This is a genomic window from Nonomuraea sp. NPDC005983, from assembly GCF_040614375.1.
Classification (GTDB): Bacteria; Actinomycetota; Actinomycetes; order Streptosporangiales; family Streptosporangiaceae; genus Nonomuraea.
In genome coordinates, this window is the sequence record NZ_JBEXUP010000207.1 from 1 (window position 1) to 12,646 (window position 12,646).

At 70.6% G+C, this 12,646-nt stretch carries 9 protein-coding genes and 1 pseudogene; 5 read left to right on the forward strand and 5 right to left on the reverse strand.

Features of this window, described 5'->3' with window-relative positions:
- Both ABZ297_RS43815 and ABZ297_RS43820 read left to right on the forward strand, forming a co-directional pair.
- Positions 1 to 364: cytochrome d ubiquinol oxidase subunit II (locus ABZ297_RS43815; protein WP_355359503.1), on the forward strand; the 364-nt coding region annotated here is incomplete at its 5' end.
- A 48-nt stretch (positions 365 to 412) separates the two neighbouring features.
- On the forward strand, positions 413 to 1,330 hold the full coding sequence (locus ABZ297_RS43820; protein ID WP_355359506.1) for an aldo/keto reductase: 918 nt from the start codon (positions 413 to 415) through the stop codon (positions 1,328 to 1,330).
- 26 nt (positions 1,331 to 1,356) lie between these two features.
- Here the strand turns inward: ABZ297_RS43820 and ABZ297_RS43825 are convergent, their stop codons facing one another.
- The 3 genes from ABZ297_RS43825 to ABZ297_RS43835 form a co-directional block, all read right to left on the reverse strand.
- Positions 1,357 to 2,034, reverse strand: a complete 678-nt coding sequence (locus ABZ297_RS43825; RefSeq protein ID WP_355359509.1) for a response regulator transcription factor — start codon at positions 2,032 to 2,034, stop codon at positions 1,357 to 1,359.
- Positions 2,031 to 2,972 (reverse strand): sensor histidine kinase, encoded by a 942-nt coding sequence (locus ABZ297_RS43830; RefSeq protein ID WP_355359512.1) that lies wholly within the window; start codon positions 2,970 to 2,972, stop codon positions 2,031 to 2,033. The genes ABZ297_RS43825 and ABZ297_RS43830 overlap by 4 nt, the downstream gene beginning before the upstream one ends.
- Positions 2,973 to 3,168: 196 nt before the next feature.
- Positions 3,169 to 4,050 (reverse strand): UbiA family prenyltransferase, encoded by an 882-nt coding sequence (locus tag ABZ297_RS43835; protein WP_355359515.1) that lies wholly within the window; start codon positions 4,048 to 4,050, stop codon positions 3,169 to 3,171.
- Between the two features lie 257 nt (positions 4,051 to 4,307).
- On the opposite strand from ABZ297_RS43835, the pseudogene ABZ297_RS43840 reads away from it, so the two are divergent.
- From ABZ297_RS43840 to rph, 3 genes and pseudogenes are all read left to right on the forward strand, one after another.
- A pseudogene (locus ABZ297_RS43840) lies at positions 4,308 to 5,633 on the forward strand (2-isopropylmalate synthase); the annotation flags it as partial.
- Between the two features lie 57 nt (positions 5,634 to 5,690).
- The gene (locus tag ABZ297_RS43845) at positions 5,691 to 6,395 is read left to right on the forward strand and encodes a beta-ketoacyl-ACP reductase (protein ID WP_355359518.1); all 705 of its coding nucleotides are present in this window, start codon (positions 5,691 to 5,693) and stop codon (positions 6,393 to 6,395) included.
- A gap of 278 nt (positions 6,396 to 6,673) precedes the next feature.
- Positions 6,674 to 9,319, forward strand: a complete 2,646-nt coding sequence (gene rph, locus ABZ297_RS43850) for a rifamycin-inactivating phosphotransferase (protein WP_355359521.1) — start codon at positions 6,674 to 6,676, stop codon at positions 9,317 to 9,319.
- Between the two features lie 130 nt (positions 9,320 to 9,449).
- On the opposite strand, the gene ABZ297_RS43855 is transcribed toward rph, so the two are convergent.
- Both ABZ297_RS43855 and ABZ297_RS43860 read right to left on the reverse strand, forming a co-directional pair.
- Complete coding sequence (locus ABZ297_RS43855) at positions 9,450 to 9,587, reverse strand: hypothetical protein (protein WP_355359524.1); 138 nt, start codon at positions 9,585 to 9,587, stop codon at positions 9,450 to 9,452.
- 95 nt (positions 9,588 to 9,682) lie between these two features.
- On the reverse strand, positions 9,683 to 12,646 hold a 2,964-nt coding region (locus ABZ297_RS43860; RefSeq protein WP_355359527.1), incomplete at its 5' end, for an HAD-IC family P-type ATPase.

The following is a 12,646-nucleotide window of genomic DNA, read 5'->3' on the forward strand; positions in this document are numbered from 1 at the left end:
GGCCGGGGGAGTGAGCGCCCGCGGCTGGGCGGCGGCCCTGCCGGCCGCGGCGCTGGTCGTCGCGCTCGGCGCGGCCGCTGTGGCGCTGACGCGGCGCGCCCCTCGGCTGGCGTTCGCGGCCAGCTGCTGCGCGGCCGGGCTGCCCGTGCTCATCGTCGGGTCCGGCCTGTACCCGAACCTGCTGTCCTCGGCGCGCGACGGCGGGCCCAGCCTGCCCATCGCCCACGCCGTGGCCGACACCGCGACTCTCCAGCTGCTCCTGCCCGTCGCGGTGCTGATGATCCCGCTGCTGACCGCCTTCCAGATGGTGAGCTGGTGGGCCTTCCGCGTGAGGGCGGGCAGCCGCCCGCCGACGTACCTGTGACGTGCCTGTGAGGTCACATCCCATGCAGACGACAACGGAGGTGATCCCATGAGGCACAGAAGACTGGGTAAGGCCGGGCCGATCTCATCCTGTATCGGTCTGGGTGCTGCGGCTCTCACCGGCTCCCGGGGGCGGATCGACCCGGCCGCGTCGATGGCCATCGTCTATCACGCCATCAGCTCCGGGATCACCATGTTCGACGTCAGCGACCTGGGCGCGGGCAGCGAGCTGGAACCCCTGATCGGCAGGGCGCTGTCCGAGCAGCGCGCGGAGATGCTGCTCGCCACCTGCCAGTGGGCCGGTTCGCGGCGCGCCGACGGGTCGGGGCGGCTGCGGCGTTCCTGCGACGACACGCTGGCGCGGTTCGGTGTCGACTACATCGACATCTACTACCTGCGCGTCCAGCCGTGGGCGCGGATCGAGAACAGCGTCGCCGAGCTGGCGGAGCTCGTCAGCGAGGGGAAGATCCGTTACATCGGGCTGGTCGACGGGGAGCCGGGCCAGGTGCGCCTGGCCCACGCCGTCCACCCTGTCACGGTGCTCGCGACGGAGTACTCGCTCTGGCGGCAGGCGGCCGAGAAGGAGCACCTGCCCGTGGCGCGGGAGCTGGGCATCGGCATCGTCGCCCGCAGCCCGCTGGGCCGCGGCCTGCTCGGCGGCGGGCTGCCCCCGCCCAACCCGCTCGACCCGCACGACCCGCGACGGATGGACCCGGGCCTGTCGCCGAGCGTCGTGCCCGACGCCGGGCGCATGCTGCGCGAGGCGGAGGCGATCGCGGCCGACCTGGACATCGGCATCAGCCGTCTCGCCCTGGCCTGGCTGCTGTCGAGGAACGACGACGTCGTCCCGGTGCCCAGCGCGCACGACCCGGTCCAGCTGGAGATGAACATCGCCTCGACGGGCGTGGAGCTGTCGCAGGAGACGTGCGACCGCCTGGCCGAGGTGTTCTCCCCGGGAGTCGCGTGATGCGCTGGCAGATCAGGGCGGCGGCGTTAGCCGAATCCCTTCGGCACCGCTCCCGGGTCCCGCGGAGCGGTGATCAGCGACGCGGCGATCGCGCGGTTGACCGCGTCGATGCGGGAGACCGCGCCGAGCTTGACGAAGATGTTGCGCAGGTGCCGCTTGACGGTCGCCTCCGTCAGGCCGAGCCGGGTGGCGATCTGCTGGTTGCTGAGAGCCTGCGCGGCGAACTCCAGAACCTGCCGCTCCTTGTCGGTGAGGACGTTCGGCGACGGGCCGTGCAGCTGGGCGAGGCTGTCGCGCGAGACGGCCAGCACCAGCCGGTCCGGATCGTTGACGACGCTCTTGATGGCGGAGATCACCTCCTCCCTGTGCACGCTCTTCAGCAGGTAGCCGCGGATTCCCGACGACAGCAGCCGGCGCAGGAGCTGCGGCCCGTCGTACATGCTCAGGACGATGACCTTGGTCTCGGGTGAGATGACCCGGATCCGGGCGACGGTGTCGAGGACGCCGTCACCGGGGATCTCGATGTCGAGCATGAGGACGTTCGGACGCTTGTCGGCGACCATCGTCAGCGCCTCGGCCGAGTCGCCCGCCTCGCCCACCACCTCCAGGTCGTCGTTCGCCTCGAGGATCTCCCGCAGGCCCTCACGGAAGAGGGCGTGGTCGTCGACGATGCCGATCGTGGTCAGCTGGCCGGATCTGCTCATAAGTTCGCCTCGTGCATCGGCACGTGGAAGTCGACCGTGGTGCCCTTGCCCTGTTCACTCGACACCACCACCGAACCTCCGAGCAGCTCGGCTCGTTCCCGCATCGATCTCAGTCCCATCGCCGAGCCCGACACCCCCTCCTCCGCGAACCCCCGGCCGTTGTCCTGGACGGTGCCGCGCATCTCGTGCGGCGCGATGTCGATCTGGATGAGGATCACCGAGGCCCGCGCGTGGGCCAGCGCGTTGCGCACGCCCTCGCGGAAGATGAGGAAGGACTCGTCCCGCACCTCGGGCGGCGCCCACGTCTCGTCGCCGTTGACGTGCAGCCGGACGGTCACCTCGCGGGTGTCGACGGTTTCGAGGTAGCAGAGCAACGCCTTCTCCAGGCTCTTCAGCGGCTCGTTGGGGTGCAGCTCCGACGTCACCTGCCGCAGGTTCTGCATCGTCTCCTGGATGGCCTGCTCGGCGAGCTTGACGTTGCCCGAGGCCCTGGTCGGCTCGCTGAGGCGGTTGAACTCGTGCAGTTCGAGCTGCTGGTGGGCGACGCTGATGCCGTGGCCGATCCGGTCGTGCAACTCCCTGGCGATGCGGTGCCGCTCCTCCACCTGCACGTCGTGCACCCTGTTCAGGAGGAACCCGGTGTAGGCGGCCGACGCCGCGCGGATCCTGGCCGAGATGCTGTGCTCCAGGCTCAGCGCCACGATGTTGAACAGCCGGGCGAAGTCGGGTAGCTCGACCATTGACTCGCTCAGGGCCGGCAGGGCGACCCTGAAGAAGATCGACGCCGCCTCCAGAGACTCCTTGGGATGGATGCCGGCCTGTGCCCTGTCGGCCCCGATGTCCCAGGCCAGGCGGCTGTAGGAGTCGTCTGTCCGGACCTTGCCTGCCTGCAGCGCCGTCACCACGTCGGCCAGAATCTCTTCGGCGTTCGCAATCAATTGACGCAGCGTGGCGGACTCCCGCACCAGCGACGCGCATTCGACTCTGAGCCTGCGCGTGTATTCAGCGAGGATCTGGTCGCGGCAACCGTCTACTAGGGCTGCGAAGTCTTTAGTGCTACGAGCGTGACTCCCCGTCAAGGCCGCCTCCGGACCTAGGGAAACCGGATGGCCCATTTTTACCCATTTATGTTGGTCAGGCAACAGGAGGATATGCCATAGCCACGACTAAAATCAGATGAACTCCATACTGCGTAGTCATAAACGCACGATACGGACGCCGCCGATGGGCCCGGTCGCCCCGCGAAAGCGGACCGAGTGTCACCACGGTGACGGTGATCGCCCCCACGAACATCGTCACGACCGCCCCGACCAGCGGCAGGTCAAGCAGCAGCACGACCGCCCCGAACGCGGTCGCGGTGGCCAGCGCGGCCCCCGCGGCGAGCAGCCGTACCGTCTCCTCTCCGCGCGTCACTCCGAGAGTAGACCTTCCGGCTTCCGCGTCTCCCTCGATATCGGAAAGATCCTTGGTGAGAATGCCGACGAGCCCGGTCCACAGGGAGACGGCCAGGGTGAAGACCACCAGCGGCTCCGCGCGGGCGACCCAGCACTCCTCCGACTGCACGACGAAGCCGGCCGCGTACGTCAGCAGGCAGGCGAGCATGCCGATCGCGGCGGCGGGGCCGGATCTGCGCTTCAGGTGGAACGGCGGGCCCGAGTAGGCGTATCCCAGGGCGAGCAGGATGAGCACCATCCAGGCGATCGGCGTGGGCAGCAGGGCGGCGCCCGCCAGAGAGAGCAGCGCGGCGCCGCGGGCCACCGCGAAGGCGACGTCGGGCTCCAGCTCGCCCCGCGCGATCGGCCTCGCGGAGCCGTTCGCCCGGTCCTCCGTTACGTCCATCACGCCGTTGAACAGGTAGACCGCGAAGATCGCCGTGACCCAGACCAGGCCGGTGCCCGCCATCTGCAACGGGGTGCCGTCCCGGACGTCGAGGGCCTGCGCCCCCAGGGTCGCGCCGGCGGCGAAGCGCAGTGAGAACATCACGAGGACGGAGGGGCGGGTCTCGATCAGGCACATCCGTAACAGACTGACACCGCTTCTGACGCGGAGGGCAGACGGATGCCCGGGGGAGGTCCGAAGGCTTGGCATGAACCCGATGTTCCAGTGATTATTGATGGAAGTTAAGTAGGGCATTGAAGGTTGTAGGCGCGTCTACTACTTCCGATATTCCGGACGATACTTGTTGAGCCCCGCGACCCGGTTGTAGCGTAAATCACGGCTTTGCCCCCGGCAGCAGACGCGAGAAAGGGAAAGCGGCCGTGAAATCTCCTCGAATATCCGCAGGGCGCTATCGGGAATTCGTGCCGCTATCGCTTCCCGACCGGGCCTGGCCCGACCGGCGCGCCGTCACCGCCCCCCGCTGGCTCTCCACCGACCTGCGCGACGGCAACCAGGCCCTCCCCACTCCGATGGACCCGGCCCGCAAGCTGAAGATGTTCGAGCTGCTGGTGGCGATGGGCTACAAGGAGATCGAAGTCGGCTTCCCGATGGCCAGCCGGGACGATCACGCGTTCGTCCGGATGCTCATCGAGCAGAACCGCATCCCCGACGACGTGTGGATCACGGTGCTCGTCCCCGCCCGCGACGAGCTGATCAGGCAGACCGTCCAGAGCCTGAAGGGCGCGCCCAGGGCCACGATCCACCTCTACAACGCCATCGCGCCGGTGTTCAGGCGGGTCGTGTTCGGCATGACCCGCGACGAGTGCAAGGACATGGCCGTGCGCGGCACCCGGCTGATGATGAAGTACGCGGAGCGTACTCTCGCCGGCTGCGACCTCCGCTACCAGTACTCCCCGGAGGTGTTCAACGAGTCCGAGCCCGACTTCGCGCTGGACGTCTGCGAGTCGGTGATGGACGTGTGGCAGCCCGGTCCCGGGCGCCCGATGATCCTCAACTTCCCGTCCACGGTGGAGCGCTCGCACCCGCACGTCTTCGCCGACCAGATCGAGTGGCTCGACCGCAATCTGTCCAGGCGCGAGCACGTCTGCCTGTCCATCCACCCGCACAACGACCGGGGGACGGCGGTCGCCTCCGCCGAACTGGCCCTGCTGGCGGGCGCGGAGCGGATCGAGGGCTGCCTGTTCGGCAACGGTGAGCGGGCGGGCAACGTCTGCCTGGTCACGCTGGGGATGAACCTGCTGACGCAGGGTGTTGACCCCGGGATCGACTTCTCTGACATCGACGCCGTCAAGGAGACCTTCGAGCGCTGCACCCGGATGGCGGTGCACCCCCGTCACCCCTACGCCGGCGGCCTGGTCTACACCGCCTTCTCCGGCTCCCACCAGGACGCGATCAAGAAGGGGCTGGCCGCGCACGACCGCGAGGCGGCCGAGGCCGGGGTGGACCCGGGCGAGCTGCCGTGGCAGGTGCCGTACCTGCCGCTGGACCCGTCCGAAGTCGGCCGCTCCTACGAGGCGATGGTGCGGATCAACAGCCAATCCGGCAAGGGCGGGGTCGCCTACGTGTTGAACGCCCACCACGGGGTGGAGGTCCCGATCGAGCTACAACGTGAATTCGCTGATGTGATCCAGACTCTCGCGGACGCCGAAGGCGGGGAGATCACTTCCGAGCGGATCGCGGACGCTTTTATACGTAAATACGGGGATACGTACCCATCCGAGAATTCGCATATTCCCGCCGATTCCTAGGGAGAGACCGTGAGTCGTTCCGTCCTCGTCACCGGGGGCAGCCGGGGCATCGGCCTGGCCGTGGCGCGCGCCTTCGCCGCCGACGGCGACAAGGTCGCCGTCACCTACCGGACGAGCGAGCCGCCGGCCGACCTCGCGGGGGTCTCCTGCGACGTCACCTCCCCCGCCGACGTCGAACGCGCCGTCGCGGAGGTGCAGAGCCTGCACGGCCCGGTGGAGGTCCTCGTCGCCAACGCCGGCATCACCCGCGACAAGCTCCTGCTGCGCATGAGCGAGGAGGACTTCGAGGCCACCCTGGACGCCAACCTCAAGGGCGCCTTCCGCGTGGTCAGGCAGGTGGCGCCGGCCATGCTCAAGGCCAGGCGCGGCCGCATCGTGTTCATCTCGTCGACGGTGGGCCTGCGGGGCGAGCAGGGGCAGAGCAACTACGCCGCCTCCAAGGCCGGCCTGGTCGGGTTCGCCCGCTCCCTCGCCTGGGAGTTCGGCAAGCGCGGCATCACGGTGAACGTGATCGCCCCCGGCCTCACCGACACCGCCATGACGGCCGTCCTGCCCGAGAAGCGCATCGCCGAGATGTGCGCGACGATCCCGCTGCAGCGGATGGCGAGCCCCGAGGAGATCGCGGAGGTCGTCAGGTTCGTGGCCTCGCCCCAGGCGTCCTACCTCACGGGCGCCGTCATCCCGGTCGACGGGGGAGCGTCGATGGGCCACTAGACAGCCGCCCCCGCTTGGCGCCCCCGCCCCTCGAATTCGCCGTGGCGGGGGCGCTTCGCGTTGTCCGAGGGCGGCCGGTAGCCGGTCTGTGTCCGCTTCCCGGCTGCGCGGCCGGCCGGGTTGCCGCGCGGACGCCGCCGTCTCGGTCATGTGGCGACCAGTCTCCCAGATTTGAATTCAGGTGTGTACTGTATTGTAATCCGGCGAAGGAGCCGGAGCCGTTCTCGGTGTGCACGCCCGGCGGGACTGCCCGACAAGAGCCAGATGGGATTCCAGCCATGAGTGCCTACGTACTCGGTTTCGACGAGATCGACAGAACCCGGCTCGCCGTGGTCGGCGGGAAGGGCGCCAACCTCGGAGAGCTGTCCTCGATCGACGGGGTGCGCGTGCCCGCCGGATTCTGCGTCACCACGGAGGCCTACCAGGCGGTGGTCGAGTGCGACCCCGAGGTCGGCCGGCTCATCGACGGGCTGTCCGGCCTGGCGGCCGACGACCGGGCGGGCATCGCCGACGCCTGCGCGCGCCTGCGCGCCGCCGTCGAGGGCCTGCCCATCCCGGCCGGGATCGAGCAGGACATCGTCGGCCACCTCGCCGGCCTCGGCGGCGACGACGTCCCCTGCGCCGTGCGGTCCAGCGCGACCGCCGAGGACCTGCCGTCGAGCTCCTTCGCGGGGCAGCAGGACACCTACCTGAACGTCCGGGGCGCGGCGTCGGTGGTCCGCGACGTGCGGCGGTGCTGGGCCTCCCTGTTCACCGACCGCGCCGTGGCCTACCGCATCAAGAGCGGGTTCGACCACCGGGCCGTCCGGGTGTCGGTGGTCGTCCAGCGGATGGTCTTCCCCGACGCGGCGGGCATCATGTTCACCGCCGACCCCGTCACCTCCAACCGGAGGGTGCTCTCGATCGACGCCGGCTTCGGCCTGGGTGAGGCGATGGTTTCCGGCCTGGTCAACGCCGACACCTACCGGGTGCGGGAGGGGCGGATCATCGACAAGAAGGTGTCCGTCCAGACGATGGAGCTGCGCGCCTCGGCCGACGGCGGCACGGAGGAGCGGCCGATCGAGGCCGCCCGGCAGAACGTGCAGACCCTCAGCGACGAGCGGATCCTCCAGCTCGAAACCTTCGGGCGGCGGATCGAGGCGCACTTCGGCCGCCCGCAGGACATCGAGTGGGGCCTGGCCGACGGCGTGCTGCACGTGCTGCAGAGCCGTCCCATCACCACGCTGTACCCCATCCCCGCCGCCCACGACGGCAAGAACCACGTGTACATGTCGTACGGGCACCGGCAGATGATGACCGACGCCTTCGCCCCCCTCGGCCTGTCGTTCTTCGCCCTGCTGCACGAGAAGCTGGGCCGCTCGGCGGGCACTGTGGCGGGGAACCGGTTCTACAAGGACATGTCCCACGAGCTCACCTCGCCCATCGCCAGGATGGTCACGCTCAAGAGCCTCGGCCAGGTCGACGTCCTGATGGCCGACGCCCTGCGCACGGTGCTGGGCAGGAAGGAGTTCGTCAAGGACCTCGCGCACGGCAAGACGTCGGTGATGGACTTCGGCAAGGGCGGGCCGCTGCCGGTGGCCCGCCAGTACCTCAAGCTCGGCCGCGAGGACGACGCCCGCGTCGTCCCCGAGCTCATCGCGCAGAACGAGGCGACGGTCGAGCAGCTGCGGCGCGGCATCGACGGCAAGTCGGGCGACGAGCTGTTCGCGTACCTCATCGAGGACCACGACGTGCTGGCCGACCTCACCTTCGACCCCCGCAGCGTGGCGGCCGCCTTCGTCGGCATCCAGTCGGTGAACTGGGTCAACAAGCACATGGAGGCGTGGCTGGGCGAGAAGAACACCGCCGACGTGATCGCCCAGTCCGCCGAGCACAACGTCGTGGCGGCGATGGGCCTGGAGCTCCTGGACCTCGCCGACGTGGTCCGGCAGTACCCGGCCGTCATGGGGTACCTGGAAGGGGCCGGGCGCGAGACGTTCTTCGCCGGGCTGGCCGCGCTCGACGGCGGCGCCGTCGTCCGCCGCGCCTTCGAGGAGTACCTGCGCAAGTACGGCATGCACTGCCCCGGGGACATCGACATCACCAGGACGCGCTGGAGCGAGGACCCGACGCTGCTCGTCCCGCTCATCCTCGGCAACATCAGGAAGTTCGCGCCGGGGGAGCGGGCCCGCAAGGAGCAGCGCGGCCGTGCCGACGCGGAAGGCATGATGAACGGCCTGCTGGAGCGGCTGAGGCAGCTGCCCGGCGGGTCGGGGAAGGCGAAGAAGGCGGCGCGGCAGATGAGCCTGGTGCGCCACTTCATCGGCTACCGCGAGTACTCCAAGCACGCCCTGCTGCTGCGGCTCGAACTGTACAAGCGGGCGCTGCTCGTGGAGGCGGGCAAGCTGGTCGCGCAGGGAGTGATCGAGGAGCAGGAGGACGTCTACTTCCTGTCCATCGAGGAGTTCAGGAACGTGGTGAACACCGGGCAGCTGGACTACGCCCTCATCACCGAGCGGCGCGAGGCGCACGAGACGTACCAGAAGCTGACCCCGCCGCGGGTGATCACCTCAGAGGGAGAGGTGATCTCCGGCGAGTACGACACGGGAAGCCTGCCAGAGGGGGCGCTGGCGGGCGTCGCGGTCTCGTCGGGCGTGGTCGAGGGCCGCGCGCGGGTCGTCATGAGGATGGAGGACGCCCAGGTGGAGGAGGGCGACATCCTCGTCACGGTCTTCACCGACCCCAGCTGGTCCCCGCTGTTCGTCTCGGTGAAGGGCGTCGTGATGGAGGTCGGCGGGGTGATGACCCACGGCGCGGTGGTCGCCCGGGAGTACGGGCTCCCCGCGGTCGTCGGCGTGGAGGACGCCACCAAGCGGATCAAGGACGGGCAGCTCATCCGGCTGAACGGCGGCGAGGGGTACGTGCAGCTGCTGCCGGACTCCTGACCCGGCGCCGGTCGGCACCGGGCCCTCGCCCATCTGGAGGAGAACCTCGACGCGGCGTCCCTCCAGCTCACGGCCGACGACCTCGGCCGGCTGGAGCGGTTCGCCGGCGAACGTGGTGATACCGCCCTCGTCAGACCAGCCGGAGGCCGGCGGGCTGGACGAGCGACGTGACAAGGGCTTGGACGAGGCGCATGATCAGCGCCTCGAGCAGCATGAAAGCCGCCTTGGCCGCCATAGAAGCCAGAAATTCGGACACTACGTACCTCACGCTGATGAAAGTGCTGTTACCGGCATAATTCACCGTGAACCTGACCCGGCAACTGTAGCTGAGGTGACCGTAAAGTGAACTGTCGATGACGGTTGTTAACTTGATCGTTGGATCGCTCCGGCGACCAGGGTCGCGGCCGCGGCGCAGCCGAGCCCGATACCCCAGCCGAACGGCCCGACCGGACGGTTGCCGAAGAACTGGCTGAGGCCCGGCACCGAGACGATCACGGCCAGCGCGGCCAGCGACGACAGCGAGGCGAGCAGCACCGTCCGGTCCCGGCCGCCCAACGCCACCGTCTGCAGCAACTGGGCGCTCACCAGGCCGACGAGCCCGACGGTGTCGGCGCGGGAGCGGGTTCCGGTCATCCGCGCCAGCACCCACGCCCCGGTCGCCGCCGCCGCGGTGGTGACGGCGCGCAGGTAGATGTCCCGCGTCAGAGCGGCTCCGAGCGAGGCCTCCGGGCCCTCGGCGAGCAGCTTCTCCGGGCTGGCCGCGCTGGGCGGCCTGATCGCCACCGCCATCGCGGGCAACATGTCGGTGAGCAGGTTGACCAGCAGCAACTGGCGGGCGTTCAGCGCGCTACGCCGCGTGAGCAGGCTGGAGCCGAGCGTGAAGGCGATCTCTCCGATGTTGCCTCCGAGCAGGATTCCCAGCGCGTCGCGCACCGACCCCCACATGGCCCTGCCCTCGACGATGGCATCGATGATCGTCTCGATGCGGTCGTCGACCACGACGAGGTCCGCGGCGGCCCGGGCGGCGGGCGTGGCACGCGAGCCGAGAGCGACGCCCACGTCGGCGAGCCTGATCGCCGGCACGTCGTTGGCGCCGTCGCCGGTGACGGCCACGACTTTGCCCGCCCGGCGCAGGTTGGTGACGATCCGCGCCTTGTGCTCGGGGGTGACCCGCGCGAAGACCGCCACCTTCGGCAGCTCCACGGCCAGCGCGTCGTCGTCCAGATCGTCCAGCTCGGGGCCGGTCATCACGCGCAGGCCGTTCAGCGCGTTGATCTCGGCGGCGATGGCCTCGGCCGTGCTGGGATGGTCACCGGTGATCATGACGACCCTGACGCCGGCCCGCATCAGCCCCTCCACGCTGCGCTTCGCCGTCGGGCGGACGGGGTCGGCCAGGCCGAGGAAGCCCAGGAAGCGCAGCCTCTCGATGCGCGACTCGTCCAACTCGGCGCGGCTGGAGGCCGCTCGTTCCGCGACGGCGAGCACCCGGTAGCCCTGCAGGGCCAGCCTGTCCACCTCCTGCTCCAGCTCCCGCCTGATCCCCTCGTCCAGCGGGACCGTCATTCCGCCGCGGATCACGTCCGCGCAGCGGGTGAGCACGACCTCGGGAGCGCCCTTGACGCTCAGCAGGTGCCCGGACTCCGACAGGCCCAGCACCGCGTGGTAGCCCCGCGCCGGTTCGAAGGGCAGCTCGTCGACCCGCGTCCACTCCCGCAACCCGTCCACGGGGGTGACGCCGAGCGCCTCGGCTCCTTCGACCACGGCCCGGTCGGTGGGATGCGGGATGGCGCGCCCGCCGCCGAAGCGGGGCCCCGCCCGCAGCGCCGCGCCGACGATCCCCCGCAGCTGGGGCGTCAGCCCCTCCGGCTCCGACTCGGTCCACCCGTCAGACACCCTGCCCAGGCTGATGTGCCCCTGGGTCAGAGTGCCCGTCTTGTCGAAGCAGAGCACGTCCACCCGGCCGAGCGCCTCGATCGTCGACGGGTTGCGCACCAGCGTGTTGCGCGTCGACAGCCGCTTGGCCGAGGCCAGCTCCGCCACGGTGGCGACGAACGGCAGCCCCTCCGGGACCGCGGCCACCATCATGCTCACCGCCGGGGCGAGCGCCTGCGACAGCGGCGAGCCGCGCAGCAGGTCCAGGACCATCAGGAGCACGCCCGACCCGATCGCGGCGGGCAGAATCCTGCGGCTCAGCGCGCGGAGCCGCAGCTCCACCCCGCTCGGCGGCGCCCCCTCCTCGGCCAGTACGGCGGTCCTGCCCGCCTCGGTCGCGTCGCCCGTGGCCACGATCACGGCCAGGCCGTGCCCCGCCGCGACGGTCGTCCCCTGGTAGACCATCGAGACGCGGTCCGCGATCGCGGGCGCCGCGGTCGGCACCGTCGTCTTGGCGACGAGCTGCGACTCGCCGGTGAGGGTGGACTCGTCGACTTCGAGGCCGGTCACCTGGATCAGCCTGCCGTCCGCCGGCACGGCGTCACCGGCGCGCAGCTCGATCACGTCCCCCGGCACCAGGGTGTCGGCGACGCCCGACACGCCGCCGTCGGGGCGGCGCAGCCGCACCCGGGTGGCGGTGATCTCGGTGAGCCGGTGCACCGCCCGGTCGGCGCCCCGCCGCTGCGCGCCGCCGAGCACCGCGTCGACCACCATCACGCCGCCGATCAGCACGGAGTCCAGCACCGAGCCGACCGCCGCCGACACGCCCGCACCCGCGGCGAGGACCGGGGTCAGCGGGTTGGCGAGCTCCTCCGCGGACGCCGCGAGCAGCGACACCGGCCCCGGGGCCTCCCGCCGCGCCGACGCCGTCCTGCGGCCCTCGGCCTCCGCCTCGGTGAGCCCGCTGGGCGAGGAGCGGAGCCGCTCCAGGACGTCCCGTACCGCCATGGCGTGCCAGGGCGTCTGGTCGACCTGGATGGGCGGCGCCATCCGCCGCAGGTTACGCGCCGTCCACTCCCCGGCGACGAGAGCGGCCAGCGACAGGCTGTCGCGCGCCAGCTGCGCCCGCTGGACCGCGGTCCGCTGGGGGCCCAGGAACGCCAGCCCCGCCCCGGCGAGCGCACCCGCCGCCGCCACCCCCACGCTCCGCACGCTCGCCTTCCTGGCGCACGGCAGGCACCGCAGCAGCAGGTGGACGCCGTCGAGCTCGCCCATCGCGTCCGCGTCCCACGGAATCCGCCGCGTCCCCTCGAGCACGCCGATGCCCAGGTCGGCCTGGCTCAGCCCGCGCCGCGAGCGCTGCGACACCACGGCCACGCCGCGCCCCTCGGCCTGCAGCGCCCGCACCGACATGGCCAGCCGCGTCCCGCCGCCGACCATCCGCGCCACGCCGAG

Excerpts from the sequence above, each read along its gene's own strand:
- ABZ297_RS43825 (WP_355359509.1), bottom strand. The coding sequence starts at position 2,034 with ATGAGCAGATCCGGCCAGCTGACCACGATCGGCATCGTCGACGACCAC.
- rph (WP_355359521.1), top strand. The coding sequence starts at position 6,674 with ATGAGTGCCTACGTACTCGGTTTCGACGAGATCGACAGAACCCGGCTC.
- ABZ297_RS43835 (WP_355359515.1), bottom strand. The coding sequence starts at position 4,050 with ATGTGCCTGATCGAGACCCGCCCCTCCGTCCTCGTGATGTTCTCACTG.
- ABZ297_RS43820 (WP_355359506.1), top strand. The coding sequence starts at position 413 with ATGAGGCACAGAAGACTGGGTAAGGCCGGGCCGATCTCATCCTGTATC.